The sequence below is a fragment of the Variovorax sp. J22R115 genome, assembly GCF_030317005.1.
Classification (GTDB): Bacteria; Pseudomonadota; Gammaproteobacteria; order Burkholderiales; family Burkholderiaceae_C; genus Variovorax.
The window spans coordinates 64,859-90,914 of the sequence record NZ_JASZYM010000016.1 but is presented as its reverse complement, the minus strand read 5'-3'; the positions used below and the strand labels follow the sequence as shown (position 1 = coordinate 90,914).

Annotated in this window: 20 protein-coding genes; 13 read left to right on the top strand and 7 right to left on the bottom strand. The window is 66.1% G+C overall.

Annotated elements, in window-relative coordinates; genetic code table 11:
• Positions 1-95 precede the first annotated feature (95 nt).
• From QTI04_RS26185 to QTI04_RS26170, 4 genes are read right to left on the bottom strand one after another with little or no spacing between them, the layout of a single operon-like run.
• Positions 96-911 carry an alpha/beta fold hydrolase gene (locus QTI04_RS26185; RefSeq protein ID WP_286618081.1) on the bottom strand — a complete coding sequence of 272 codons (816 nt, stop codon included), beginning with the start codon at positions 909-911 and terminating at the stop codon, positions 96-98.
• On the bottom strand, positions 908-2,458 hold the full coding sequence (locus QTI04_RS26180; protein WP_286618080.1) for a benzoate-CoA ligase family protein: 1,551 nt from the start codon (positions 2,456-2,458) through the stop codon (positions 908-910). The genes QTI04_RS26185 and QTI04_RS26180 overlap by 4 nt, the downstream gene beginning before the upstream one ends.
• 45 nt (positions 2,459-2,503) lie before the next feature.
• On the bottom strand, positions 2,504-4,057 hold the full coding sequence (locus QTI04_RS26175; protein WP_286618079.1) for a 3,4-dehydroadipyl-CoA semialdehyde dehydrogenase: 1,554 nt from the start codon (positions 4,055-4,057) through the stop codon (positions 2,504-2,506).
• A complete protein-coding gene (locus QTI04_RS26170; protein ID WP_286618078.1) occupies positions 4,054-4,518 on the bottom strand; it encodes a DUF4863 family protein in 465 nt (154 codons plus the stop codon). The genes QTI04_RS26175 and QTI04_RS26170 overlap by 4 nt, the downstream gene beginning before the upstream one ends.
• Before the next feature lie 164 nt (positions 4,519-4,682).
• Between QTI04_RS26170 and QTI04_RS26165 the strand changes: the two genes are divergently transcribed.
• The 5 genes from QTI04_RS26165 to QTI04_RS26145 all read left to right on the top strand — a co-directional run bounded on the left by QTI04_RS26165 (position 4,683) and on the right by QTI04_RS26145 (position 10,648).
• Entirely contained in the window at positions 4,683-5,615 is a 933-nt protein-coding gene (locus QTI04_RS26165) for a helix-turn-helix transcriptional regulator (RefSeq protein WP_286618077.1), read from the top strand.
• A 134-nt stretch (positions 5,616-5,749) separates the two neighbouring features.
• The gene (boxC, locus tag QTI04_RS26160; protein WP_286618076.1) at positions 5,750-7,420 is read left to right on the top strand and encodes a 2,3-epoxybenzoyl-CoA dihydrolase; all 1,671 of its coding nucleotides are present in this window, start codon (positions 5,750-5,752) and stop codon (positions 7,418-7,420) included.
• 43 nt (positions 7,421-7,463) lie between these two features.
• Positions 7,464-8,891 carry a benzoyl-CoA 2,3-epoxidase subunit BoxB gene (boxB, locus tag QTI04_RS26155; RefSeq protein ID WP_286600698.1) on the top strand — a complete coding sequence of 476 codons (1,428 nt, stop codon included), beginning with the start codon at positions 7,464-7,466 and terminating at the stop codon, positions 8,889-8,891.
• Between the two features lie 31 nt (positions 8,892-8,922).
• A complete protein-coding gene (boxA, locus tag QTI04_RS26150) occupies positions 8,923-10,197 on the top strand; it encodes a benzoyl-CoA 2,3-epoxidase subunit BoxA (protein WP_286618075.1) in 1,275 nt (424 codons plus the stop codon).
• Positions 10,198-10,207: 10 nt separating this feature from the next.
• Positions 10,208-10,648, top strand: coding sequence for a MaoC family dehydratase (locus QTI04_RS26145; protein ID WP_286618074.1), 441 nt, complete (start codon positions 10,208-10,210; stop codon positions 10,646-10,648).
• Positions 10,649-10,681: 33 nt separating this feature from the next.
• Here the strand turns inward: QTI04_RS26145 and QTI04_RS26140 are convergent, their stop codons facing one another.
• The 3 genes from QTI04_RS26140 to QTI04_RS26130 all read right to left on the bottom strand — a co-directional run bounded on the left by QTI04_RS26140 (position 10,682) and on the right by QTI04_RS26130 (position 13,396).
• Complete coding sequence (locus QTI04_RS26140) at positions 10,682-11,497, bottom strand: class I SAM-dependent methyltransferase (protein WP_286618073.1); 816 nt, start codon at positions 11,495-11,497, stop codon at positions 10,682-10,684.
• Between the two features lie 181 nt (positions 11,498-11,678).
• Positions 11,679-12,314: a response regulator transcription factor gene (locus QTI04_RS26135; RefSeq protein WP_286600708.1), complete on the bottom strand. Its 636-nt coding sequence runs from the start codon at positions 12,312-12,314 to the stop codon at positions 11,679-11,681.
• Entirely contained in the window at positions 12,311-13,396 is a 1,086-nt protein-coding gene (locus tag QTI04_RS26130) for a PAS domain-containing sensor histidine kinase (protein ID WP_286600709.1), read from the bottom strand. The genes QTI04_RS26135 and QTI04_RS26130 overlap by 4 nt, the downstream gene beginning before the upstream one ends.
• Before the next feature lie 231 nt (positions 13,397-13,627).
• On the opposite strand from QTI04_RS26130, the gene QTI04_RS26125 reads away from it, so the two are divergent.
• From QTI04_RS26125 to QTI04_RS26090, 8 genes are all read left to right on the top strand, one after another.
• The gene (locus tag QTI04_RS26125; RefSeq protein ID WP_286618072.1) at positions 13,628-15,895 is read left to right on the top strand and encodes a DUF6351 family protein; all 2,268 of its coding nucleotides are present in this window, start codon (positions 13,628-13,630) and stop codon (positions 15,893-15,895) included.
• Positions 15,896-15,945: 50 nt separating this feature from the next.
• A complete protein-coding gene (locus QTI04_RS26120) occupies positions 15,946-18,243 on the top strand; it encodes a DUF6351 family protein (protein WP_286618071.1) in 2,298 nt (765 codons plus the stop codon).
• 117 nt (positions 18,244-18,360) lie between these two features.
• Positions 18,361-20,175: an FAD-dependent oxidoreductase gene (locus QTI04_RS26115; protein ID WP_286618070.1), complete on the top strand. Its 1,815-nt coding sequence runs from the start codon at positions 18,361-18,363 to the stop codon at positions 20,173-20,175.
• Positions 20,172-21,998 carry a 2-oxoacid:acceptor oxidoreductase subunit alpha gene (locus QTI04_RS26110; RefSeq protein WP_286618069.1) on the top strand — a complete coding sequence of 609 codons (1,827 nt, stop codon included), beginning with the start codon at positions 20,172-20,174 and terminating at the stop codon, positions 21,996-21,998. Before QTI04_RS26115 ends, QTI04_RS26110 begins: the two co-directional genes overlap by 4 nt.
• Complete coding sequence (locus QTI04_RS26105; RefSeq protein ID WP_286618068.1) at positions 21,995-23,050, top strand: 2-oxoacid:ferredoxin oxidoreductase subunit beta; 1,056 nt, start codon at positions 21,995-21,997, stop codon at positions 23,048-23,050. Before QTI04_RS26110 ends, QTI04_RS26105 begins: the two co-directional genes overlap by 4 nt.
• Before the next feature lie 44 nt (positions 23,051-23,094).
• Positions 23,095-23,532, top strand: a complete 438-nt coding sequence (locus tag QTI04_RS26100; RefSeq protein ID WP_286600716.1) for a cyclic nucleotide-binding/CBS domain-containing protein — start codon at positions 23,095-23,097, stop codon at positions 23,530-23,532.
• A gap of 233 nt (positions 23,533-23,765) precedes the next feature.
• Positions 23,766-25,601, top strand: a complete 1,836-nt coding sequence (locus QTI04_RS26095; RefSeq protein ID WP_286618067.1) for a pectate lyase — start codon at positions 23,766-23,768, stop codon at positions 25,599-25,601.
• A gap of 137 nt (positions 25,602-25,738) precedes the next feature.
• Entirely contained in the window at positions 25,739-26,053 is a 315-nt protein-coding gene (locus tag QTI04_RS26090; protein WP_286618066.1) for a hypothetical protein, read from the top strand.
• The last annotated feature ends 3 nt before the right edge of the window (positions 26,054-26,056 follow it).

Genomic DNA, 26,056 nt, shown 5'->3' with positions numbered 1-26,056 from the left:
ACGGAAGGTTGCGACCGCGGACGGTTCGGAAATCCAGGGACATCCGCCAATACACGAGAGGTCAATACTTTATAGCTAAACTATTTATCTCTCAATTAAGCGTTTTCCCGAGGTTTCCCCGAAGGGTCTTTCACGAATGAAACGGTCGCAACTATCGCTGTTTCGGGCTGGTCGCGATGCGGGGAATGCCCGCAGTCCGGGATCTCCACGAGCCGCGTTTGCGGGGCCCGCTCGGCGATGCCGCGAATCTGGCGAAGCGTGCCGTATTCGTCGTCGATTCCCTGCATAGCAAGAACCGGGCAACGGATGGTGTCGAGCTCGCTTTCGATGTTCCATTGCCGGAAGGGCGGGTGCAGCCAGATGCGGTTCCAGCCCCAGAAGGCGGAGTCCACGTCGTCGTGGTAGCGGCTGAGCTTCTTCGGCATGTCCGTCTGGAGGTAGGCCTGGCGCGCCAGCTCGATGTTGGCGACCGTCACGTCCTCCACGAAGATGTGCGGCGCCAGCACGACGAGGCCGGCGACTCTGTCGGGAAAGCGCGAGGCATACAGCAGCGAGATCGAGCCGCCGTCGCTGTGGCCGAAGAGCCAGGGCTTTTCTTCGAGACCGATCGCCTCGAAGAAGGCGGGCAGCACCTCGTGCGCCTGATGGTGCATGAAGTCCACGTCCCATACTTCGTCGGCGTCGCGCGGGGTCGAGCGGCCGTAGCCAGGGCGCGAGAACACCAGGCCGCGAAATCCGCCGGCCTCGCACAGCCGCTCCGGGAAATCCTTCCACATCGCGATCGAGCCGAGGCCTTCGTGCAGGAAGACGAGGAGGGGAGCGTCGGTGCGTTCCGGGGCGATGCGCACGTATTCGATGCGCACGTCTTTTCCCCGCCAGCGGATGGCGGCGAATTCGGAGGGAGCAGTCACGCCTTCTGCTCCCGCTCGCGGAGTCGGAAGCGCTGGATCTTTCCTGTGGCGGTCTTGGGGAGTTCATCGACGAACTCGATGAAGCGCGGGTACTTGTACGGCGCGAGGCGCTCTTTCACGAAGGCCTTCAGCTCATCCTCACTGACCGACTGGCCGTCCTTGCGCACCACGTACGCCTTGGTCTTGGTCAGGCCGTCGGCATCCTCCTTGCCGATCACCGCGGCTTCGAGCACGGCCGGATGCTGCATGAGCGTGGCCTCGACCTCGAAGGGCGAGACGTAGATGCCGCTGACCTTCAGCATGTCGTCGCTGCGGCCCGCGTAGGTGTAGTAGCCGTCGGCGTCGCGGGAGTACTTGTCGCCGCTCTTGGTCCAGCCGTCGCGGAAGGTATCGGCGCTCTTTTCGGGGTTGGCCCAGTACATGAGCGCGGTACTCGGTCCCTTGATGTAGAGGTCGCCGACCTCGCCGACCGGGACGGGTTGGCCGTCCTCCCCGCGCAACTCGATCTCGTAGCCTTCGACCGGCTTGCCCGTGGTTCCGTAGCGGATGTCGCCCGGCCGGTTGGAGATGAAGATGTGCAGCATCTCGGTCGAGCCGATGCCGTCGACGATCTCGCAGCCGAAGTGCTGCTTGAAGCGCTGCGCGATCTCGCCGGGCAGCGCCTCGCCGGCGGAAGAGCACATGCGCAGCGCAACCGCCTCGCGCGCCGGCAGGTTGGGCGAGGCCAGCATCCCGGCGAATCCTGTCGGCGCGCCGAAGAAGACCGTCGGCTTGTGCGCGCCGGTCCAGCGCTTGAAGGTCGCATCGGGCGTCGGCCGCTCGGCCATCAGCAGCACGGTCGCGCCGACCGACAGGGGAAAGGTCAGCGCGTTGCCGAGCCCGTACGCGAAGTACATCTTGGCGGCGGAGAAGCAGACGTCGTTCTCCGTCAGGCCCAGCACCGGCTTGCCATACAGCTCCGCCGTCCACCACGGATTGGCGTGCGTGTGCACCGTGCCTTTTGGCTTGCCGGTCGAGCCAGAGGAATAGAGCCAGAAGGCATGTTCCTGCGGCGCTGTGGGCGCGGGTTCGGAAAGGGGTGCGTGCGAGGCGATGGCCGAGTCGAGGTTGTGCGCGCCGTCGGGCAACGGCCCGGTGAGTTGCGATACGAGCAGCGTGCGGACGTGATGGGGCGCCTTCGCCATCGCCTCCTGCAGCATCGGCAGCAGCGCGCCGGAGACCAGCGCCGCCGTCGCGCCGCTGTGGTCCAGCATGTAGGCGTAGTCGTCCGCGGTGAGCAGCGTGTTCACAGCCACCGGCACGACGCCCGCGTAAAGGCTGCCGAGAAAGCACACGGGCCAGTCGCTGCTGTCGAGCATCAGCAGCAGCACGCGGTCTTCGCGGCGCACGCCCTCGTCGAGCAGGGCGGCGGCGAGGCGGCGCGAGCGGTCTTCGAGTTGGCCGTAGCCGAGTGCGCCCCGGTCATCGACATAGGCTCTCTTCTCCGCACGGCCACGGTTGAGCGCGAACAGATGCTCCGCGAAGTTGAAGGGGTTGGGCAGGCTCATCGTGTGTCTCCTCGGGTCCGTCTTGATCGGGAATGCGGGCTGCGGCTACTGAAGCCCGAGCTGAGCCAGCACGCCGGGGCTGGCCTGCACCGCGCTGCGGCGGTGATAGAAGTCCAGCGCTCGGAGGCCGCCGAGCTCGGCGCCGCCGCCCGCGCGGCCGGGGCCGCCGTGCAGCGACATCGGCATCACGTTGCCGTGGCCGGTGTGGACTTGTGCGACTTCGGGCGAGATCACGTGCACACGGCCATGGCTGGCGGCGAGCTGCACGGTCGCCTGGCCGAGCGCGGCGTCGTCTGCGCCGTAGAGCGAGGTCACCAGCGAGCCTTGGCCGCGATGCGCGAGCGCGATGGCATGGTCGAGGTCGCGATAGGGCAGCAGCGTGGCGACCGGCCCGAACACTTCGACGTCGTGCACGCGGTCGGCCGCATCGGCATCGCGCGCACCCAGCAGCACCGGGCCGATGCAGGCGGCGATGGCCGTGTCGGCATCGACCAATGCCTTCTGACTGCCGTCATGCAGCACGGAGGCCTGCGACTTCAGGGATTCCAACCCTTCGCGCACCGCGTTGAGCTGGGCGCGGCTCACCAGCGAACCCATGCGCACGCTCTCGTTGCGCGGGTTGCCGACCGTGATGCCGGCGAGCTTGGCGCCGATGGCCTCGGCCGCCGCGTCGTACACAGCTGAGGGCACCAGGATGCGGCGGATGGCAGTGCATTTCTGGCCCGACTTCACCGTCATCTCGCGCACGACCTCGCGCACCAGCAGGTTGAAGGCGTCCGAGCCCGGCCCGGCATCCGGCAGCAGCAGGGCGGAGTTCAGGCTGTCAGCCTCGATGTTGACGCGCACGGAGCGCTGGGCCACGGCGGCATGCGAGCGGATCACCGCACCCGTCTCGGCCGAGCCGGTGAAGGAAACCACGTCGAAGGCTTCGAGTTGGTCCATCAGCCCGTTGGAGCTGCCGCAGATCACCGATAGCGCGCCGGCCGGCAACACGCCCGAATCGACCACGTCCTTGACCATGCGCTGCGTCAGCCAGGCGGTGGAGGTCGCGGGCTTGACGATCACCGGCACGCCGGAGAGCAGGGCCGGCGCGGCCTTTTCCCACAAGCCCCAGGAGGGGAAGTTGAAGGCGTTGATGAAGAGCGCCACGCCGCGCGTCGGCACCTGCAGGTGCTGCGACAGGAACACCGGCTCCTTGCCGAGCTTCGCCGCATCGCTGTCACGCAGGGCGCGCACGTCGCCGAGCGCATCGCCCCACTTGGCGTACTGGCCGAGGGTGAAGATTGCACCGTCGATGTCGACGGCCGAGTCGTTCTTCACAGTGCCGGAGTTGGCGGTGGCGATCTCGTAGTAGCTGTCGCGATTGGCCTGCAGCACCTTGACGACGGCGGCCAGCAGGCCTGCGCGCTGGCGGTAGGTGAGGGCGCGCAGCGCAGCGCCGCCGGTTTCCCGTGCGAAGCGGAAAGCTTCGGGCAGATCGAGCCCGGTGGCATCGACCCGTACCAGTTCGGTGCCGAGCACCGGATCGAACAGCGGCGTTCCGGCGCCGCTGCCGGCCTGCCAGCGGCCACCTACATAGTTAGAGAGAACTTCGGTCATTTGGTGAACTGGATCTGCCCCTCGGGCAACAAGTAGAGGACCAAGGCGCGGCCTTGCGCCACAGTGGGGTGATGGGCACTGCCCGGTGGGTAGACGCACCAGCCCGCAGGCCGGCCGTCGAAGGTCGCGTCCCCTTCCAGCGGCATGATCAAATCGATCTCCCCGCCGGGATGCGTGTGATGCGGCCCGGCGATGTCGCGCATGTCGACCACATCGACCGAGAAACGGCCGAGCGAGTCCTCGGCCTTGAACACCCGCCCGTAGCGGATGCCGCCGCCTTCGTGGTCGCAGAGCCAGCCTTCGGCCACGCCGTTGATGCATGCCTGTTTCAGCTGGTCGAAGGACGGCGTGCCGGCGCCGTGGTGGGTGTTGAGCCAGCGGTCGAGTTCGTCGTCGAGCGGCCGGCCGGCGATCTGTGTCGCCACGTGAGCGACGAGCTGGTGGAAGGCTTGCTTGGACATGGCGCTTTCTTCGTGCGTGGGGAACAAACTTGCGGCAATCGCCTGCGTGCAGTATCTTGCCTGTACACGAACCATAAGCATGCAGTTAAAAGGTGTCAAGCAATATAGTGCATGAGTTCGTGTTAACCCTGAATGCAGCCACCGAGGACATCGAAAGAGATTCCATGAACGAGCGAGCCGACGACGCGGTACTGACCGCGCCCACCGACGCGAACACCCCGGCCGAGGAGGCCAAGAACCCGCTGCTCGTCGCGCTGGGCGAGCGCGTGCGCAACCTGCGCGCGCGCCGTGGCCTCACCCGCAAGGCGGTGGCGCAGGCGGCCAATGTGTCGGAGCGGCATCTCGCCAATCTCGAATACGGCATCGGCAATGCCTCGATCCTGGTGCTGCAGCAGGTGTCGACCGCCCTGCAATGCTCGCTGGCTGAACTGGTCGGCGACGTCACCACGATCTCGCCCGAATGGCTGCTGATCCGCGAACTGCTGGAGCATCGCGGCGAGGCCGATCTGCGCCGCGCACGCATTGCATTGGGCGAGTTGCTCGGCACGGCCGCCGGCGACCCGGCCCGGCATCGCCGCATCGCGCTGATCGGCCTGCGCGGCGCGGGCAAGTCCACGCTGGGCCAGATGCTGGCCGATGACCTGGAGGTGCCCTTCATCGAGTTGAGCCGCGAGATCGAGAAGGTCGCAGGCTGCAGCGTGCGCGAGATCCACGACCTCTACGGCACCAACGCCTACCGCCGTTACGAGCGCCGCGCGCTCGAGGAAGCCGTGCAGATCTACAGCGAAGCGGTCATTGCGACGCCGGGCGGCATCGTCTCCGATCCGGCCACCTTCAACCAGCTTCTCGCCCACTGCACTACCGTGTGGCTGCAGGCCGCGCCCGAAGAACACATGGGCCGCGTCGCTGCTCAGGGCGACACCCGTCCCATGGCTGCCAGCAAGGAAGCCATGGACGACCTGCGCCGCATCCTGAGCGGCCGAGCCGCCTTTTATTCGAAGGCCGACGTCAGCGTGGACACCACCGGACACGACCTGGCGAAAAGCTTCGAGCTGTTGCGCACCGCGGTGCGCGAGACGATGAGCCACAACGGCTGAGCGGATCTCTCAACGAGCTGTAAAAAATTCATTCCAGAGTTGACGCGCCTCAAAACATGCAGCATGATGCATGTTCCGGCGATCGACAAGTGCACTATTGTTCCTCGCCACCGAACCTTCAAGGAGACTTCGACATGGCCGAAACCGCTGCTCACCCCGCCCGCGTGGACTACCGCACCGACCCGACGCAATACCGTCACTGGAAACTGAACGTGGAGGGCCCGGTGGCGCGCCTGTCGCTCGACATCGCGGAAGACGGCGGCATTCGTCCCGGCTACAAGCTCAAGCTCAACAGCTACGACCTGGGCGTGGACATCGAACTGAACGACGCGCTGAACCGCGTGCGTTTCGAGCACCCCGAAGTGCGTTCGGTCATCGTCACCAGCGCCAAGGACCGCATCTTCTGCTCGGGCGCCAACATCTTCATGCTGGGCGTCTCCAGCCACGCCTGGAAGGTGAACTTCTGCAAGTTCACGAACGAGACCCGCAACGGCATCGAGGACACGTCGAAGCACTCTGGCCTCAAGTTCATCGCGGCCGTCAACGGCGCCTGCGCCGGCGGCGGCTACGAGCTGGCGCTGGCCTGCGACGAGATCGTGCTCGTCGACGACCGCTCTTCGTCCGTCTCGCTGCCCGAAGTGCCGCTGCTCGGCGTGCTGCCCGGCACCGGCGGCCTCACCCGCGTCACCGACAAGCGCCATGTGCGCCATGACCTCGCCGACATCTTCTGCACCAGCGTCGAAGGCGTGCGCGGCCAGCGTGCCGTCGACTGGCGCCTCGTCGATGCCATCGCCAAGCCGGCCCAGTTCGGCGCCGCCGTGCAGGAACGCGCCGCCAAGCTTGCCGAAGGCAGTGATCGTCCGGCCAATGGCAAGGGCGTGAGCCTCACCCGCCTCGAACGCGAAGAGGGCGCCGACAGCCTGCGCTACGAACACGTCACGGTCGAGATCGACCGCGCCCGCCGCACCGCCACCTTCACCGTCAAGGCACCGAAGGGAGCGCAGCCCGCCGACATCGCTGCCATCGAGGCGGCCGGCGCCGCATGGTGGCCGCTCGCGATGGTCCGTCAGCTGGACGACGCGATCCTCAACATGCGCACCAACGAGCTCGACATCGGCACCTGGCTGCTCAAGACCGAAGGCGACGCGCAGGCCGTGCTCGCCAGCGACGCCACGCTGCTCGCGAACAAGGACCACTGGCTGGTTCGCGAGACCATCGGCGCACTGCGCCGCACGCTGGCGCGCCTCGACGTGTCGTCGCGCAGCCTCTTCGCGCTGATCGACTCGGGCTCCTGCTTCGCCGGCACGCTGGCCGAGATCGCCTTCGCGGCCGACCGCGCCTACATGCTCGCGCTGCCCGACGACGCCGAGCGCGCACCGAAGATCACGCTCGACGAGTTCAACTTCGGCTTCTTCCCTATGGTCAACGACCAGAGCCGCCTGCAACGCCGCTTCTATGAAGAAACCGCGCCGATGGAAGCCGCGCGTGCCGCCGCCGGCAAGCTGCTCGATGCGGATGCGGCGATGGCGCTCGGCCTCGTCACGATGGCGCCCGACGACATCGACTGGGACGACGAAATCCGCATCGCCATCGAAGAGCGTGCCGCCATGTCGCCCGATGCACTCACCGGCCTCGAAGCCAACCTGCGCTTCGCCAGCAAGGAAAACATGAACACGCGCATCTTCGGCCGGCTCACCGCCTGGCAGAACTGGATCTTCAACCGCCCGAACGCCGTCGGCGAAAAGGGGGCCCTCAAGGTCTATGGCACTGGCGAGAAGGCCGGCTTCGACTTGAACCGCGTCTGACGACACAGAGCACACAAAGCCCGATCAACCCCAAGGAACAACGATGAGCACGATCAACTACAGCGAGAAGATCCCCAACAACGTCAACCTCGGCGAAGACCGAACGCTGCAGCGCGCGCTCGAAGGCTGGCAGCCCAACTTCGTCAACTGGTGGGACGATGTCGGTCCCGATGGTTCGACCGCCTACGAGGTCTACCTGCGCACTGCGGTCAGCGTCGACCCGCAGGGCTGGGCCCAGTTCGGCCACGTGAAGATGCGCGACTACCGCTGGGGCATCTTCCTGAACCCGGGCGATGCCAACCGCGAGATCCACTTCGGCGACCACAAGGGCGAGAAGGCCTGGCAGGACGTGCCCGGCGAGCACCGCGCCAACCTGCGCCGGATCATCGTCACGCAGGGCGACACCGAGCCGGCATCGGTCGAGCAGCAGCGCCACCTGGGCCTCACCGCGCCCAGCATGTACGACCTGCGAAACCTCTACCAGATCAACGTGGAAGAGGGCCGCCACCTGTGGGCCATGGTCTACCTGCTGCACAAGCATTTCGGCCGCGACGGCCGCGAAGAAGCCGAGGCGCTGCTGCAGCGCCAGTCCGGCGACCAGGACAACCCGCGCATCCTCGGCGCCTTCAACGAGAAGACGCCCGACTGGCTCGCCTTCTTCATGTTCACGTACTTCACGGACCGCGACGGCAAGTTCCAGTTGTCGGCGCTGGCCGAGAGTGCCTTCGATCCGCTGGCGCGCACTACCAAGTTCATGCTGACCGAGGAAGCGCACCACATGTTCGTGGGCGAGAGTGGCGTCTCGCGTGTGCTGCAACGCACCGCGCAGGTCATGAACGAGCTGAAGACGGACGATCCGCAGAAGGTGCGCGCCGCCGGTGCCATCGACCTCGGCACCATCCAGCGCTACCTGAACTTCCACTACAGCGTGACCATCGACCTCTTCGGCGCCGACCAGTCGAGCAACGCCGCCACCTTCTACAGCTCCGGCCTCAAGGGCCGTTACGAGGAAGGCAAGCGCACCGACGACCACGTGCTCAAGGGCCAGACCTACAAGGTGCTGGAAGTGGTGAACGGCCAACTCGTCGAGAAGGATGTGCCGATGCTCAACGCGCTCAACGAAGTGCTGCGCGACGACTTCATCAAAGACTCCGTGGCCGGCGTCGGCCGCTGGAACAAGGTGCTCGAGAAGGCCGGCATTCCGACCCGCCTGACCGTGCCGCACAAGGCCTTCAACCGCCAGATCGGCGCATTGGCCGGCATCAAGATGTCGCCCGAAGGCCGCGTGGTGAACGAGCAGGAATGGGCCGCCAAGAAAGCCGAATGGCTGCCGACGCCCGACGACTTCGCTTTCGTGGCATCGTTGATGGGCCGCGTGGTCGATCCAGGCAAGTTCGCAGGCTGGATCGCGCCGCCGGTGATGGGCATCAACCGCCAACCAGTCGATTTCGAATACGTGCGTTTCGGTTGATCTGGCGAGGGAGGGGCACAAGGAGACAACCATGGACATGGCCGAAATCAACGTCATCAAGCAGCACCTGATCGACCCCGAGATCTGCATCCGATGCAACACCTGCGAGGCGACCTGCCCGGTCAACGCCATCACGCACGACGACCGCAACTACGTGGTGCGCGCCGACGTGTGCAACGGCTGCATGGCCTGCATCTCGCCATGCCCGACGGGCTCGATCGACAACTGGCGCACCATGCCGGTGGCACGCGCCTATTCCATCGAAGAGCAGCTCACATGGGACGAGCTGCCCGCCGAACTCTCTCCCGAGCAGCTCGAAGCGGAAGGCGTCGCGACGCCCGGTGAAACGCTGATGCAGGTGCCCTCCGCCGTGCCGCAGCCGCCTGCCGAACCCGGCGAAGTCGCCTTCAATTCCGCGCAGTACGGCGCCACCGTGCCGCCATGGTCGGCCGCCCATGCCTACACCAACCTGTTCCCGCCAAAGAGCCCGACCACCGCGACCGTGGTGGGCAACTTCAACTGCACCGAAGCCGGCTACGAGAACCAGACGCACCACATCGTGCTCGACCTCGGCAGCATGCCCTTCCCGGTGCTGGAAGGCCAATCGATCGCCGTCATCCCGCCCGGCGTCGACGCCAACGGCAAGCCGCACTTCGCGCGCCAATACTCGATCGCCAGCCCGCGCAACGGCGAGCGGCCCGGCTACAACAACATCTCGCTGACCGTGAAGCGCGTGCTGGAGGACCACCAGGGCAACCCCGTGCGCGGCGTGTGCAGCAACTATGTGTGCGACCTGAAGGTCGGCGACAAGGTGCAGGTCATCGGGCCCTTCGGCTCGTCCTTCCTGATGCCGAACCATCCGAAGTCGCACATCGTGATGATCTGCACCGGCACCGGCAGCGCCCCCATGCGCGCGATGACCGAATGGCGCCGGCGCCTGCGCAAGAGCGGCAAGTTCGAGGGCGGCAAGCTCATGCTCTTCTTCGGCGCGCGCACGCAGCAGGAACTGCCGTACTTCGGCCCGCTGCAGACGCTGCCCAAGGATTTCATCGACATCAACTTCGCGTTCTCGCGCACACAGGGGCAGCCCAGGCGCTACGTGCAGGACATGATGCGCGAGCGCGCCGCGGACCTCGTCGAGCTTCTGAGGGACGGCCAGAGCCACTTTTACGTGTGCGGCCTGAAGAGCATGGAAGAGGGCGTCGTGCTCGCGCTGCGCGACGTCGCGACCGAAGCCGGCCTCGACTGGGACACCGTCGGTCAGAGCCTCAAGCGGGAGGGGCGTCTGCACCTCGAAACGTATTGACAATGTCCTGATGAAATTCGCCGACTTCCACGCGGGCCAGATCATCGAAGCGGGCCCGTACCTCGTGACGGAGGCGGAAGTCCTGCAGTTCGCGCGGGCCTATGACCCGCAGTGGTTCCACACGGATGCCGACGCGGCGGCGGGCGGCCCCTTTGGCGGACTTATCGCGAGCGGCTGGCACACCAGCGCCATCGCGATGCGGCTCGTCGCCGATGCCGCTCTCGCCGGCTCCGAATCCTTCGCATCGCCCGGCTTGCAGTACCTCAAGTGGCCCAACCCGGTGCGGCCCGGGGACAGCCTGCGGCTCGTTGCCGATGTCGCGGAAGTGCGGCGTTCGGAAAAGCGGCCGACGCTGGGCATCCTGCGCTGGCGCTGGCGGCTGTTCAACCAGCGGGAACTCCCGGTGCTGGAACTGGAGGTGACCAGTCTGTTCAGGTTGGAAGCCGCGTAGTTCAACTAGGAAGCGCCCCGCCGTTGTCATGATTCACGGTCTGGTTGCTGCCGTGAGCACGGCCGGCATGGGCACTTCATAGCCAAGCCCTTTCCTGAAAGGCTCCAGCGCGGTCAGGATCGCGTCGTCGATCGCATCCAGCGCCTCGGCATGCTGGCGCTGCAGCGTGCCGCGCATCCGAACGGTGCCGGTCTTCAGGGTGAGCAGGACCTGCTCGCTCGATGAAGGTCGCCAGGTCTGCAGCACCCGTGTCACCGCGACATCCTGGAAGCCTGCGGAGGTCATCGCCTTCTCGCTCGTCGCGGCATCGGCAAACAGGAACATGTTGGGCCCTCCGGGCAGGCCCACGTCCATGGAGCCATGCGCATTGACCGCGTCGAGGACGGCGCCGAAGAGCTTCGCTTCCTGCGGTGCATCCCAGACCGCGAAGGCGAGTCTTCCACCACTCTTGAGCACACGAAACGCTTCTCGAAAGAATCGCTCAGGGTCCGGAAAGTGAAGGACGCCGTAATTGGCGACGACCGCATCGAAGGTCGCGCCCGCAAAGGGCAAGTTGCCTGCGTCGGCCTCCATGAAGGCCGCGGCCGGAAAGCGCTGTTTGGCGAGGCGTACCTGCTCGGCCGAGAAGTCGGCGCCCGTGACCTGGGCCCCGCGCGCGAGGACTGCGCCCGCGGCATAGCCGGCACCTGTCGCCACATCCAGCACGACGCTGCCCGCCTTGATGCCGGCGGCGTCGAGCAGGGGGCCGATCGATTGGGTCGTGAGGCTCGACAAGAGGTCGTCGTAGCTCGCGCAGACAGTGGGGTCCGCCCAGCCGGCGTGCTCGAAGTCGCGGAACGATTCGGTCATGGACGCCTCCTGTGCGAGCGACTCCCGGATCGAAAAATAGTGCGCCCTCCTCGCAGCAGTGTCAATCGAACTCCCGCCGACTTGCGCACCGCTACCGGATGGGGACAGCTTCATTGATCGGCGGCGCGCTTGGTCTCGTGGCGTCGACCGTCATCTTTGCGTTGCGTGAGCGAACGGCACGCTAGTCCAGCAGTCGGTTGTGCACCGCGTACTGCACCAACTGGGCATTGGAGCCGACGCCGAGCTTCTCGAGGATGCGACGCCGGTAGGTGCTGACGGTCTTCACGTTGATCAGCAGTCGCTCCGCGATGGCCGTCAGCGCCTCGCCAGCGACGATCATTCGCATGATCTCCGACTCGCGTGTCGAAAGATGCTCGTGCGGCCTGGGGTTCGGCTCCAGTCCGTGCAGCGAATCAAGCAAGGCCTCGGTGACCGCCGGCGGGATGAACTTCTTGCCGCGGTTGACGTTGCGGATCGCCGCGATGAGGTCGCTTGCTTCCATGTCCTTGGCCACATAGCCCTTGGCGCCGTTGCGCAGCGCGCGCATCGCGTACTGCGGTGCGGCATACATGCTCAGCATGATCACGTGCACCGTGGGAAAGCGCTTGTGCACCAGGTCCAGGACATCCAGTCCGCTGCTGTCCGGCAGGTTGATGTCCAGCAGCAGCACCTGCGTGTCGCGGCGCTCCAGCATGGCGAGGCCTTCCCGCCATTCGCCAGTCTCCTCCACGCGTTCGATGTCCGGCGCATCCTGCAGCACCTTGCGCAGGCCGGAGCGGAACATCGCGTGGTCGTCGATGATCAGGACGTTGATCATCCGCGCAGCAAAGGGTTGTCGACGATCGGCGCGTGCAGCGTCACCTTCGTGCCCGCGCCGGGCGCGGAGTCGATGGTGAGCGTGCCGCCTATCTCGTGTGCGCGCTCCCGCATCGAAATGAGGCCCAGCGAATGTCGGGTCGCATCGTGACGGATGCTGCCGGCGCCGGGCATGCCGCAGCCGTTGTCTTCGATCTCGAGCCATAAGGCGTGATCGGTGCGGCGCAGGCGCACCGCGACAGCCGTGGCTTTCGCGTGGCGTGCGATGTTGGTCAGTGCCTCCTGGAAGATCCGGTACACCGCGATGGAGCGCCAGCGGCACAGGTCGAGATCGAACTCGCCCGGCTCCATGCTGACCTTGAGCCCCGATCGCTCGCGAAACCGCGCCAGATGGCTCGCGATCGCTGCGTGCAGGCCCAGGTGGTCGAGCAACTGCGGTCGCATCGACTCGGACAGTTCGCGCACGTTGTCGATCGCCTCCACCAGCAGGGCGTTCAGGTCGGTCGCGATGCCGCGGATGGTCCGCGAGCGAGAGCGCCGCGAGATGCGACCGACATCCAGCTTCATGGAGGTGAGCAGGCCGCCGAGCACATCGTGCACCTCGCGTGCGTACTCGGCGCGCTGCTGCTCGCGGATGCTGTTGAGATGCGATGCGAGCTCGCGGTACTCCTGGCGCGATTGCCGAAGCTCGGCGTCTCGCTGCACCTGCGCACTGACGTTGACGCCCACGCCCACGATCGCGGGCCGTCCGCGGTATTGCATGGCTTCGCCGTGTACTTCGATGTAGACCACGTGCCCATCGCGATGCAGCCCCTGCGTGATGAAGCGCATGCTCTTCACTTCGCCGGAGATGCGGCGGTTGTAGCGGTCCATCACCTCCGCTTCGTAGTAGGCCGGGACGCACTCGCGCAGCGGCCGGCCCGTCATCTCGTCGACCGAGTAGCCGGCCATCGCGCCGAAGGTCGCGTTCGAATAGTGGAAGTGCTCGTCCTGCAGGATGTAGATGCCAGCCACGGACTGTTCCACGATCCCGCGAAACGGCACGGCTTCGATCCCGCTCTTGCCAAGGGACTCTTGCGTCATGGTCTCGTACGCACGCCGGAGTGCCGGCGCGCGCAACGTGTCTCCGAAAGTTTGTTGCCGTATCAAATTGTGCCGCCTCTTGCGGCGTGCCGCATTCGCCTAATCCCGAGTACGGCTCAGTGATTCCCCTGAGTCCGATGCCCGTTTATCTGACAGCAACTTCCCGTTGATCTGACTGGTGGGCCAACGGCCCGGGCCCTACGATCGAACGACAAGGATGGAGACAAGCGAATGAACGAGTGCTGGAAGCGGGCGCGGATGGCGGCCGCGTGGATGAGTGTGGGCGTGAGCGCAGTGGCCCTGGTTGCATGTGGAGGAGGCGGCAGTGGCGGTGGCTCCGCCTTCCTTCCCCCTTCGGCTCAGACGCCCGCCGGCTCGGATTCCGGAACCGGCGGCGTCGCCAACCCGACAACGACTGATCCGGACACCCAGGTTCCCGACACGAAGGTCCCAGATCCGGGTACCCCGAGGCCGGAAGTCTCGCTGGCGGGCCTGAAGTTCTGGGTGAACGAAATGGGCCCGTCCGGCGAGACCGCCTTCAGTGGTCCGCAGCAGTCGGCCTTCCTCTGCCTGACGCAGCTGTCGAACCTGGGCGCGCCCGAGGTCGACAACCACGACGGCGTGGGCCAGCCGATCTACCAGGTGCCGGGCAATGCGAGCAGTCCGTTGCTGGGCTACAGCAAGAGCTGCAGTGTGAAGACGCAGCTGCGCTACTTCTACTACACGGGCACCGACTTCGCCCCCTTCAATCCCGCCACGCAGTTCACGACGCCGCCGGCCAACCTGCAGCGCGTGCGCGTCAACGGCGTCGACGTGCCCTTCGTCGTGCGCGTCGAAGCCGGCACCATCAATCGCTTCGCGTACAGCGTGGCGATGCTGGCACCCTTCGCGGAAACCACCGCGCAGCCGCAGGACCTGAACAACTCGGCGTGGAACCAGAAGCTCGTCTACTGGATGCGCGGCGGCGTGGGCGTGGGCCACCAGCAGGGCAAGGCCATGTGGTTCGGCGGGCTCTGGAGTGAGGAGAAGCCGGTGATGCCGCGTCTGCTGGAGCAGGGTTACGCCGTCGTTTCGTCGTCGGGCAACGAGACGGGCGTGCACTACAACCTGCAACTGGGCGAGGAAACGGCCGTCATGGTCAAGGAGCATTTCGTCCAGACCTACGGCACGCCGAAGTACACCGTCGCCATGGGTATCTCCGGCGGCGCCGTGCAGCAGTACGTCTACGCGCAGAACAGGCCTAAGGGCCTCTTCGATGCGGGCGTGCCGATCCAGTCCTATCCGGACATGGTGACGCAGGTGCCCTACGTGTCCGACTGCCCGCTGCTCGAGCAGTACTTCAAGGACGAGGTCGCGCTCGATCCATCGTCGATGTGGGCCACGTGGAGCCGTCGCACGCTGGTCGAGGGCCTGGCCACGAGCGATGTGCGTCCCAACAGCTTCCTGGGTGGCACGGGCTCGTCCGAATGCATCGAAGGCTGGGGCAAGGCGGGGCCGGTGGTCTTCAATCCGGTCTTCACCGATCCAGCCTTCCCGAGCACGGCGGCACTCCTGGGTTGGCCCAACGCGTTCGCCAACGTGAAGTGGACCCACTGGAACGACCTGGCCAACATCTACGGCACAGACGCCCAAGGCTTCGCGCCGATCCCGATCGACAACGTGGGCGTGCAGTACGGCCTCAAGGCACTGAAGGACGGTGCGATCTCCGCGCAGGAATTCCTGCGCATCAATGCCTGCGCCGGCAGCTGGAAGGAGCAGGACGAGTTCCTGAACTGGCTGCTACCGCCCACCGACCCGTTCGACAGCCGCAACATGCGGCGCAGCGCCGACTGTCGCACCGACGCCGGCACGCCCGCGCCGCGGCGCAGCGGCAACGTGAAGGCGATGAACCTTGCCTACACCTCGGGGCAGGTGTTCACCGGCAAGACGCTCGACATCCCGCTGATCGATCTGCGGCCGTGGAAGGAAGACGTGCTGGACATGCACAACTCCCGCCAGTCGTTCTCGGCGCGTGCGCGTCTTGCAGCCGGCGGCGGCAATGCCGGTAACCAGGTGATCTGGTTCACCCGCGAGACCAGCACGGCCGGCGTTGCCACGCGCGCCACAGATGCGCTCGCGGTGCTCGACGCTTACCTCACGAACGACGCCAAACCGGCCCGATTCGTCGACCAGTGCTTCGACGCGGCAGGGCAGACCATTGGAGCCGGATCGCAAGTCTGGAGCGGCATCCTCGACGGTGGCAGCGCGGGCGCCTGCACGCAGAGCTTCACCGTCAACACGAGCCCGCGCATGGTCGCTGGCGATTCGTACCGCGGGGACATGTTCAAGTGCGCGTCCAAGCCGGTCGCCAGCGCGCTCGCCGACGGAACCTACGCGCCGAGCGCCGGCGGCGGCGCCGACCCATTCAGCCCGGCGGAGAAGGCTTGGCTGAACAGGATCTTCCCGCAAGGCGTCTGCGACTATTCCAAGCCCGACATGGGGCGGCCCGCCGGCTTCTGAGCCGGGCGCACGACCCCCGCGAATCCAACGAATACAACGAGGAGGTATCGATGAACCCGAGACCTGGACCGGGCCTGCGGCAAGCCTTGCTGGCAACCTTGATGGCCAGCCTGCTGGCCGGTGGACTGGCATCCTGCGGCGGAGGCGGCAACGGAAGTGCCTTCATGGCCCCGCCGCCTGCCGCGGCAACGCCGCAGCCCCCGGCCACTGGAGGCGGCTCGACGAATCCCATCGACCCGATCGACCCGACCGGGCAGACCCCCGTCGAGTTGAAACTCACGACGCTTTCCAGTCGACCGGACCTGGTCAGCGGCGGCGACACGCTGGTCGAAGTCGAGGTGCCGAACGATCTCAAGGCGGCGGACGTGAAGGTGCTGAGCAACGGCAACGACGTCACGGCAATGCTCGAGGCCTCCACCGACGGCCGCAAGCTGCGAGGGCTGGTGTCCGGCCTCGCCGTGGGTGCGAACAAGCTGGTGGCGCAGGTGGGACCGGACAAGGCCTACGGCGAACTCGCGGTCACGAACCATCCGATCACCGGGCCGATGTTCTCGGGGCCGCAACTGTCGCCTTTCGAATGCCGCACCAGCGAGTCCGGCCTGGGCGCACCGCTGGATGCCAGCTGTTCCGTCAACACGCGCCTCGAGTGGTTCTACTTCACGTCTGCCGGTGTGCGCCAATCGTTGACCGATCCATTCGGCCCCCGCCCCGCGGACATCGCGAACGCGACGACCATCGACGGCAAGACGGTGCCCTTCATCGTCCGTGTGGAGTCCGGCACCATCAATCGCTCGATCTACCGCATCGCCGTGCTCGACGATCCCGCCGTCCCGGGGCAGTTGAACAGTGCGGGCTGGAACCGGCGTGTCGTGTTCCGCTTCGGCGAATCGACGGCAGCCCAGTACAACCAGGGCTCCAATTCGGTGACCGACGCCTTCAAGAGCGATGCGGTCGACCAGCAGAGCATCAAGGCGCTGGAGCGAGGCTTTGCCTACGTCGTCTCGACGCTGAACATCAACAAGGTGAACGTCAACGACGTGGTCGCGGCCGAGACCGCAACCATGATTCGCGAACACATCGCCAAGACCTACGGCGTGCCGCGCTGGATGGTCGGCATGGGCGGATCGGGCGGTGCCATCCAGCAGATGCTGATCGCGCAGAACTACCCTGGCATCCTCGACGGGATCATGCCCGACGCGGCCTTTCCGGACGTGTTCGGCACGGCGATGGCGGTGTCCGACTGCCGCCTGCTGAACCGCTACTTCGCCGCCAATCCCGCGTCGTCCGGCGCGCGCAAGGCATTCGAAGGCCACATGAACACCGTCTGCGCCAACTGGGATGCGGGCAACGGCAATGCCATCCTGGCCACCAACGGGGCGGTGTCGCCGGCCTGCGGCCTGAACGACAGCAGCAAGGTCTACAACACGCTCACCAACCCTGCCGGCGCGCGCTGCACGGTGTATGACATCAACGTCAACAGCCTGGGGCGCGATCCGGCCACCGGCTTCGTGCGCAGGCCGCTCGACAACGTGGGCGTGCAGTACGGGCTGGACGGGCTCAGGAAAGGCCTGATCACCGCCACGCAGTTCCTGGACCTGAACGAGAACATCGGCGGCTACGACGCGGACGGCAACATCGTGAAGCCCCAGCGCACGGTGGCGGACGCCGAAGGGTTGACCCGCGCCTACGAACTGGGCCGCATCGGCTCCGGCAGCGGCGGCCTGGCGACCGTGCCGATCCTCAGCGTGCATCCCTACGCCGAGCCGGGTGGCGACATCCATACGATCTACAACGACATCAAGATCCGCGAGCAGCTCATGAAGGCCAACGGCCGCGCGGACAACCAGGTGATCTGGTTGTTTCCGAATCCACAGCTGGCACAGGTAATCGGCAAGCCTGCGCAGGTCCTGCCGCTGTCGCTGCTGCTCAGAGACCTGATGCTCACCCGTCTCACGCTGATGACGACCTGGCTCGACGGCATCACGGCCGATCCCGCGGCGCTCACGGCCGACAAGGTGGCGCTCTACAAGCCGGCCGACGCGGTCGATTCGTGCTGGGACGTCAACGACGGCACGCGCTACAAGGAGGTCGCCACGCTGAACGGCAGCGGTATGTGCAACACGCTCTATCCGAAGACACCGGCGCCGCGCATGGTGGCGGGCGGCCCGGCAAGCGACGACGTGCTCAAGTGCGAGCTCAAGCCGCTGGACGATGCGGACTATGCGCCGGTGGTCCTCACGGGGCCGGAGAAACTGCGCCTGCAAGGCATCTTCGCCCAGGGTGTCTGCGATTTCGGCAAGCCCGGAGTGGGGCAAGCGAAGCTGAAGGGAACCTGGCTCAAATACTGACGACGGGACGCTGCGGGATTCCACCAACGAATTGATGCGCCCTGGGCGGCGCATACTGGCGGCAGACCCGCGATTGCCCTTCCCCCGGGGCAGCGGGCAGCAGCCAGGAGACAAGCCTTGCAGCGAACCGACATCGCCAACCCGGCCTACTTCCACAAGGTCGTGGATTGCCAGTACGCCTGTCCGGCGCACACCCCTGTTCCCGAATACATCCGCTTGATCGCGCAACGCCGCTACGGCGATGCGTACATGGTCAACTGGGTCTCCAATGTCTTCCCCGGCATCCTCGGGCGCACCTGCGACCGGCCTTGCGAACCGGCCTGCCGTCGCGGGCGTGTCGAGGAAAGTAATGCGAAAGACCCCGAGCCGGTGGCGATCTGTCGGCTCAAGCGCGTGGCGGCCGACATGAAGGAGGACGTGCGTTCGCGCATGCCGACGGTCGCGCCGAAGAACGGCAAGCGCATCGTCTGCGTGGGCGCGGGGCCGGCCTCGCTCACCGTCGCGCGCGACCTTGCGCCGCTGGGCTACGAAGTGACGGTGTTCGATGGCGAGGCCAAGGCCGGGGGCTTCATCCGCACGCAGATCCCACGCTTCCGGCTGCCCGAGTCGGTGATCGACGAGGAGACGGGCTACATCCTCGACCTGGGCGTGGCGTTCCGCGGCGGCGAGCGCATCGACTCGATGAAGGCGCTGATGGCGCAGGGCTGGGACGCGATCTTCGTCGGCTGCGGCGCGCCGCGCGGTCGCGATCTCGACGTGCCCGGCCGGGAGGAAGCGGCTGACAGCATCCACATCGGCATCGACTGGCTCAACTCCGTGTCGTTCGGTCACGTCACCAGCATCGGCCGGCGCGTGATCGTGCTGGGCGGCGGCAATACCGCGATGGATTGCTGCCGCTCGGCGCGACGTCTCGGCGGCACCGACGTGAAGGTGATCGTGCGCAGCGGCTTCGAGGAGATGAAGGCCTCGCCCTGGGAGAAGGAGGACGCCCAGCATGAGGGCATCCCGATCATCAACTTCCATGTGCCGAAGGCCTTCGTGCACGAGGACGGCAAGCTGAAGGGCATGCGCTTCGAGATCGTCCGCGCGGAGTACGACGCGCAGGGCCGCCGTACGCTGGTGCCCACCGGTGAGCCGGAGGCCTTCTTCGAGTGCGATGAAGTGCTGGTGGCCGTGGGCCAGGAGAACGCCTTCCCATGGATTGAGCGCGACTGCGGCATCGACTTCGACAAGTGGGGCTTGCCCAAGCTTGACGAGAACACCTTCCAGGCCACGGTGCCCAACGTGTTTTTCGGCGGCGATGCGGCCTTCGGCCCCAAGAACATCATCACGGCCGTGGCCCATGGGCACGAGGCCGCTGTCTCCATCGACCAGTTGCTGAATGACGAGCCGGTCCATGTCCGTCCTCCGCCGATGACCAACCTGGTGTCGCAGAAGATGGGCATCCACGAGTGGAGCTACGACAACGACACCTCCAACGATCCGCGCTACAAGGTGCCCTGGGCCAAGGCCGAGAAGGCGCTGGCCAGCATCCGCGTGGAAGTCGAACTGGGCTTCGATGCCGCCACCGCCTTCAAGGAAGCCGAGCGCTGCCTGAACTGCGATGTGCAGACCGTGTTCACCGAGACCGCCTGCATCGAATGCGACGCGTGCGTGGACATCTGCCCGATGGACTGCATCACCTTTACCGACAACGGCAACGAAGCGGAGCTGCGCGGACGATTGAAGGCGCCGGCGCTCAATCTGGCGCAAGACCTGTACGTGTCCGGCGGCCTCAAGACCGGCCGCGTGATGGTCAAGGACGAGGACGTCTGCCTGCACTGCGGCCTGTGCGCCGAGCGCTGCCCAACGGGAGCCTGGGACATGCAGAAGTTCCTGCTGAAGATGACGCCGGCAGGGGCCACGCGCATTGAAGAGGAGGTGCCGGCATGAGTGCGGCTCCGCGAATCGAAGCGGTCAACGATTTCGTCATCAAGTTCGCCAACGTCAACGGCTCGGGTTCGGCCTCGGCCAACGAGCTGTTCGCCAAGGCGATCCTGCGCATGGGCGTGCCAGTGAGCCCGCGCAACATCTTCCCGAGCAACATCCAGGGCTTGCCGACCTGGTACGAGGTGCGCGTGACCGAGAAGGGCCACCTGGGCCGGCGCGGCGGCACCGACATGATGGTCGCGATGAACCCGCAGACCTGGGATGCCGACGTGGCCGAGCTGGAGCCTGGCGGCTACCTGTTCTACGACAGCACGCGGCCGCTGCCGCCGTCGAAGTTCCGCGACGACATCCGCGTCATCGGCATGCCGCTGACCGAGATCTGCAACGCGGTCTATCACGACCCGCGCCAGCGGCAGCTCTTCAAGAACATCGTCTACGTGGGCGCGCTGGCGATCTTGTTGGGCATCGAGCCGGAAGTGGTCGAGAAGCTCTTCGGCGAGCAATACAAGGGCAAGGAGAAGCTGCTGGCTTCCAATGTGCAGGCGCTGAACCTGGGGTGCGACTTCGCCCGTGAGAACCTGCGTGAGCCGGTGGGCCTGCGGGTGCGGCGCGCCAACAGGGTCGGCGACAGGATCTTCGTCGATGGCAACAGCGCCGTCGCGCTGGGGTGTGTGTACGGCGGCGCGACGGTCGCGGCCTGGTACCCGATCACGCCGTCTTCGTCTGTCGCGGAGGCCTTCCAGCGGTACTGCGCGAAGTTCCGGGTCGACCCGTCCACCGGCCAGAACCGCTTCGCCATCGTGCAGGCCGAAGACGAACTCGCCTCGATCGGAATGGTGGTCGGGGCAGGGTGGAACGGCGCACGCGCCTTCACGCCGACTTCGGGGCCGGGCATCTCGCTGATGAGCGAGTTCATCGGGCTGGCCTACTTCGCGGAGATCCCCGTCACGCTCGTCAACGTGCAGCGCGGCGGGCCGTCCACAGGCATGCCGACGCGCACGCAGCAGGCCGACATCCTCTCCTGTGCCTACGCCTCGCACGGCGACACCAAGCACGTGCTGCTCTTCCCCGAAGACCCGTACGAATGCTTCGAGCACGCAGCGGCGGCGCTGGATCTGGCCGATCGCTTGCAGACGCCGGTGTTCCTGATGACCGACCTCGACATCGGCATGAACCAGCGTCTGTGCAAGCCCTTCGCGTGGGACGATGGCAATGTCTACGATCGAGGCAAGGTAATGACCGCCGAGGAACTGGAGGCCGGCCGCGACTTCGGCCGATACAAGGACGTCGACGGCGACGGCATCCCCTGGCGCACGCTGCCGGGCACGCATCCGACCAAGGGCAGTTTCTTCACGCGCGGCACCACGCGCGACGCCTATGCCCGCTATTCGGAGCGCGGCCCCGACTACATCTACAACATGGAGCGGCTGCTGAAGAAGTTCGCGACCGCGGCCACGCTGGTGCCGCAGCCGGTGTTGCGGCTCGCTGCCGAGAAGACCGAGCTCGGCGTGATCTATTTCGGATCGACCAGCCCGTCCATGCACGAGGCGCTGGAGGCGCTGGAAGAGAGTGGCATCCATCTCGACGCGCTGCGGCTGCGCGCCTTTCCGTTCCCGGACAGCGTGGTGCGGTTCCTGGCGCAGCACACGCGGGTGTTCGTGGTCGAGCAGAACCGCGACGCCCAGATGCGCAGCCTGCTCGTCAACGAGCTGGGCATCGATCCGGCCCGGCTGGTGCCGGTGCTGCATTTCGACGGCACACCCATCACGGCACGCTTCATCGCCGACGCGATCAGCCGCGCCATCGAGACCAAGGAACCCGCATGACCTATCTCGCGAAGCCCCGGCTGCACCATCCGACCCTCGCCACCAACAAGGTCGGCTACACGCGTCGCGACTACGAGGGCAAGATCTCCACGCTGTGCGCCGGCTGCGGCCACGACTCGATCTCCGCCGCCATCATCGAGGCCTGCTGGGAGCTGGACATCGAGCCGCACCGCGTCGCCAAGCTCTCGGGCATCGGTTGCAGCTCCAAGACGCCGGACTACTTCCTCGGCGCCTCGCACGGCTTCAACACCGTGCATGGCCGCATGCCCAGCGTGCTGACCGGCGCGAACCTCGCCAACCGCGACCTGCTGTATCTCGGCGTCTCGGGCGATGGCGATTCGGCTTCCATCGGCCTGGGCCAGTTCGCCCACGCCATGCGGCGCGGCGTGCGCATGGCCTACATCGTCGAGAACAATGGCGTCTATGGGCTGACCAAGGGCCAGTTCTCCGCCACTGCCGACCAAGGCTCCAAGAGCAAGAAGGGCGTCGTCAACACCGACAGCCCCGTCGATCTCGTGGCGATGGCGCTGCAGCTCGGCGCGAGCTACGTCGGGCGCGGCTTCTCAGGCAACAAGGCGCAGTTGGTGCCGCTCATCAAAGGCGCGATCAGCCACGGCGGCTCCGCCTTCATCGACGTGATCAGCCCCTGCGTCGCGTTCAACAACCACCCCGGCAGCACCAAGAGCTACGACTACGTGCGCGAGCACAACGAGGCGGTCAGCCGCATCGACTTCATCAGCGGGCGCGAGGAAATCGCGGTGGACATGGCGCCGGGCGAAGTGCTGGACGTGCGCCAGCACGACGGCACCCTGCTGCGGCTGCGCAGCCTGCACCATGACTACAACCCCGGCGACCGCTACGCCGCCATGGCCCACATGCAGCGGCACCAGGAAATGGGCGAGGTGGTGACCGGACTGCTCTACGTCGACCCGCTGGCGACCGACCTGCACACGGCGCTCAACACCAGCGACCGGCCGCTCAATACGCTGGGTCCCGCGCAGCTGTGCCCCGGCGCCAAGGCCCTGGAGCGGCTCAACGACGCCTTGCGCTGAGGGCGGGCAAAGCGCACCATTGCCGATTCTTCGGGGGACGGACCATGGCCGAACGCACTGTTTTCCAGTCGATCTCGCGCAAGCATGTGACCAGCCTGGGCCCGCAGGCCAGCGTGCGCGATGCCGCGTGCGTGATGACGCGCGCCAACTGCGGCAGCGTGCTCATCATGGAACCGCCGGACATCCTGCTGGGCATCCTGACCGAGCGTGACCTGATGACCCGCGTGCTCGCGCGCGGCCTCGATCCCGAGCACACGACGACGCGCGAGGTCATGACGCCCAACCCGATCTGCGTGCCGCCGGAAACGCCGGTGTCGGACGCCATCGTATTGATGCTGGAGCGCGGCTTCCGCCATCTGCCGCTGCTGTCGGGCAAGAAGATCCTGGGCGTGTTCTCGGTGCGCGACGCGCTCCCGCGCGAACTCGGCGCGGCGCTCAGCCAGGCGGAGTTCAACGAGCAGGTGAACGACGTTCTGGGGTAGGGCGGTCGCCCGGCGGCCCTTCGCCGTTCAAACGACTGCCTCTTGTAATTCATACGTTGTCATACAACAGGGTCGACCCCCCGGGGTTACCCGCGTTTCCGGATTGATGGGCTTGACCCTCTGGGAAAGCGTCTTCAATAATCGCCGCCCCACAGCCGTAAGACAACTGATGTTGTACGACATCTGACGACTGTGCCAGCGATTTTCAGACACTCACCAGAAAAGGATTGCCCATGAAGCGCAGACAGTTCGCTCTTTCGGTCCTGTCCCCCGTCGCGCTGGTCGCCTGCGGCGGCGGCAGCGACAACCCCGTCTTCCTCCCCCCTGCTGCCGCTCCTGCGCCCGCGCCTGCCCCGGCACCGGGTCCCCAGGCCCCCGCCCTGGTCGCGCTCAAGAGCGCCACGAGCTACATGGACGAAGTCGTCTCCTACAAGGGCGGCTACGTGTGGTCGTATTCACCGGACCTCACGCAGACTTTCGGCGAGATGGAAGCCAAACGCACCATGCTCTGGCTGCAGCCGCCGGGCACCTCCTCCATCGGCCACATCTATCTCGATGCCTACCACGCGACCGGTGACGAGCGCTTCTACCAGGCGGCCGACCGCACCGCCAAGGCGGTCGCCTCCGCGCAGCACAGTTCGGGCGGCTGGAACTACATCTATGACTTCGCCGGCGAGGAGTCGCTGAAGCACTGGTACGACACCGTGGGCAAGAACGGCTGGCGCCTGGAAGAGTTCCAGCACTATTACGGCAACGCGACCTTCGACGACGCCACCACCGCAGTCGCCTCGCAGCTGATGCTGCGCATGTACCTGGAGAAGCGGGACCCGGTCTACCAGACCGCCGCCAACAACGCCATCAAGTTCATCACCGAAGCGCAGTTCGGTCCCCAGTTCGGCGTGGCCGACGGCGGCTGGCCGCAGCGCTTTCCGCACAACCCGAACGCGGTCAGCTCCATGCCTTTGCCCAACCCCACGCAGTTGCCTGCGGGTGCGCGTGCGGGCATGGAAGACAGCGACTACACGCTGCACGTGACCTTCAACGACGACGTCATGGGCGAGAACATCAAGTTCCTGACCCTGTGCGTGATGGCGCTGGGCCGCACGGACCTGGTGGCCAACATCACGCGGGCCATGGATTGCATGCAGCGGATGCAGTGGACCTCGCCGACGCAGCCCCTGCAGTCGGGCTGGAGCCTTCAGCACCTGTCGCGCGATACCAGTGGCCGCCCGGCCGGCGCTCCGGCAGGCGCGCGCTCCTACGAGCCGCGTTCGCTGGCCACGCACACTACGCAGACCAACATTCAGCAGCTCCTGGGCTACTTCCAGCTGACCGGCGACAAGAAGTACCTGTCGCAGCTGCAGAAGGCGATCGACTGGCTGAAGTCCCCCTCGATCCAGCTTCCCGCCAACGTCTCGACCCTCAACCCGCTGCTCGCCGGCCGCAATGTCGCGACCTTCATCGAGCTCGACACGAACGAGCCGCTCTACATCCACCGCTACGGCTCCAACATCAATAACGGCGCGTACTTCTTCGACAAGGACATCACCAACACCATCAGCCACTACTCGTCGGGCCGCTCGGTCGATACCGCCGCGCTGCAAAAGCGCCTGGACGATTTCAATGCGATGACGCAGGCGCAGATCGATGCCATGGTTGCGAAGTCCCCGCTGAGAGCCACCACGGTCCGCGCCCTGCCGAAGTACTTCGCCGCGATTCGCGAAGTGGATTTCCCGGACCTGTTCGAAGGCGCCGTGATGAAGACGCCGGTGGTGCCGGAATCCGAAGTGCAGACGATCATCGCCGCGCTGGTGGACGGCAAGTACTGGACCGCGCCGGTGCCCGAGATCGTGAACCCGTATCGCGGCGACGGCCCGGCGACGCCGTACACCGGCACGGCCTATCGCAGCCGCCACGTGGGCGATGTGTACGACACCTCTCCGTACCCGGCCGATGTGCCGCCGGATATCGCCCCCTATGTGAAGCGCGACAAGCCGCAGTTCATCATCACGTCGAACTTCATCGCCCGGATGGGGCGGCTGATTTCGTTCGTCGGGCCGGTGGCCTGAGGCGGTGCGACGACCTGTGCCGCCGCTTTGCCAGGAGTGAGCGGCGCAGGTCGAAGCCCGCGCCGGCTTCCGATTGCCCCGCAAGCGTTCAAGTGCTTCAATGTCGGCTCTTGCTTGCTGCGACGAAGGAGACTTCCATGGCCTACGAAGCGCGATATGTCCTGCGACCCAACCCCGGAGCCGATCTCGGGACCGTCATCGAATCGTTGAAGGCGGGCGCGGCACTCTGGAAGAAGCATGGCGCGCCCAGCCCGCGGCTTTGGAGCGTGGCATCAGGCGAACTGGGCAGCTATGTTCTGACCGTGCAGTTCGAGAACGCGATGGAATACGCCAAGGTCACGGACCCGTTGTCGGCCGATCCCGAATTCCGCCGCTGGCAAGCGAACAACCTCCAGTCCGGAGCGTTCACGTGGGTGCGCAGCGACCTCATGCGCGAGATCGCTCTGCCGTAACGC

What these genes read in the sequence shown, in the direction of transcription:
- QTI04_RS26180 (WP_286618080.1), bottom strand. Translation starts at nt 2,458, where the DNA reads ATGAGCCTGCCCAACCCCTTCAACTTCGCGGAGCATCTGTTCGCGCTC.
- QTI04_RS26175 (WP_286618079.1), bottom strand. Translation starts at nt 4,057, where the DNA reads ATGACCGAAGTTCTCTCTAACTATGTAGGTGGCCGCTGGCAGGCCGGC.
- QTI04_RS26170 (WP_286618078.1), bottom strand. Translation starts at nt 4,518, where the DNA reads ATGTCCAAGCAAGCCTTCCACCAGCTCGTCGCTCACGTGGCGACACAG.
- QTI04_RS26165 (WP_286618077.1), top strand. Translation starts at nt 4,683, where the DNA reads ATGAACGAGCGAGCCGACGACGCGGTACTGACCGCGCCCACCGACGCG.
- boxC (WP_286618076.1), top strand. Translation starts at nt 5,750, where the DNA reads ATGGCCGAAACCGCTGCTCACCCCGCCCGCGTGGACTACCGCACCGAC.
- boxB (WP_286600698.1), top strand. Translation starts at nt 7,464, where the DNA reads ATGAGCACGATCAACTACAGCGAGAAGATCCCCAACAACGTCAACCTC.
- boxA (WP_286618075.1), top strand. Translation starts at nt 8,923, where the DNA reads ATGGACATGGCCGAAATCAACGTCATCAAGCAGCACCTGATCGACCCC.
- QTI04_RS26145 (WP_286618074.1), top strand. Translation starts at nt 10,208, where the DNA reads ATGAAATTCGCCGACTTCCACGCGGGCCAGATCATCGAAGCGGGCCCG.
- QTI04_RS26140 (WP_286618073.1), bottom strand. Translation starts at nt 11,497, where the DNA reads ATGACCGAATCGTTCCGCGACTTCGAGCACGCCGGCTGGGCGGACCCC.
- QTI04_RS26135 (WP_286600708.1), bottom strand. Translation starts at nt 12,314, where the DNA reads ATGATCAACGTCCTGATCATCGACGACCACGCGATGTTCCGCTCCGGC.
- QTI04_RS26130 (WP_286600709.1), bottom strand. Translation starts at nt 13,396, where the DNA reads ATGACGCAAGAGTCCCTTGGCAAGAGCGGGATCGAAGCCGTGCCGTTT.
- QTI04_RS26125 (WP_286618072.1), top strand. Translation starts at nt 13,628, where the DNA reads ATGAACGAGTGCTGGAAGCGGGCGCGGATGGCGGCCGCGTGGATGAGT.
- QTI04_RS26120 (WP_286618071.1), top strand. Translation starts at nt 15,946, where the DNA reads ATGAACCCGAGACCTGGACCGGGCCTGCGGCAAGCCTTGCTGGCAACC.
- QTI04_RS26110 (WP_286618069.1), top strand. Translation starts at nt 20,172, where the DNA reads ATGAGTGCGGCTCCGCGAATCGAAGCGGTCAACGATTTCGTCATCAAG.
- QTI04_RS26105 (WP_286618068.1), top strand. Translation starts at nt 21,995, where the DNA reads ATGACCTATCTCGCGAAGCCCCGGCTGCACCATCCGACCCTCGCCACC.
- QTI04_RS26100 (WP_286600716.1), top strand. Translation starts at nt 23,095, where the DNA reads ATGGCCGAACGCACTGTTTTCCAGTCGATCTCGCGCAAGCATGTGACC.
- QTI04_RS26095 (WP_286618067.1), top strand. Translation starts at nt 23,766, where the DNA reads ATGAAGCGCAGACAGTTCGCTCTTTCGGTCCTGTCCCCCGTCGCGCTG.
- QTI04_RS26090 (WP_286618066.1), top strand. Translation starts at nt 25,739, where the DNA reads ATGGCCTACGAAGCGCGATATGTCCTGCGACCCAACCCCGGAGCCGAT.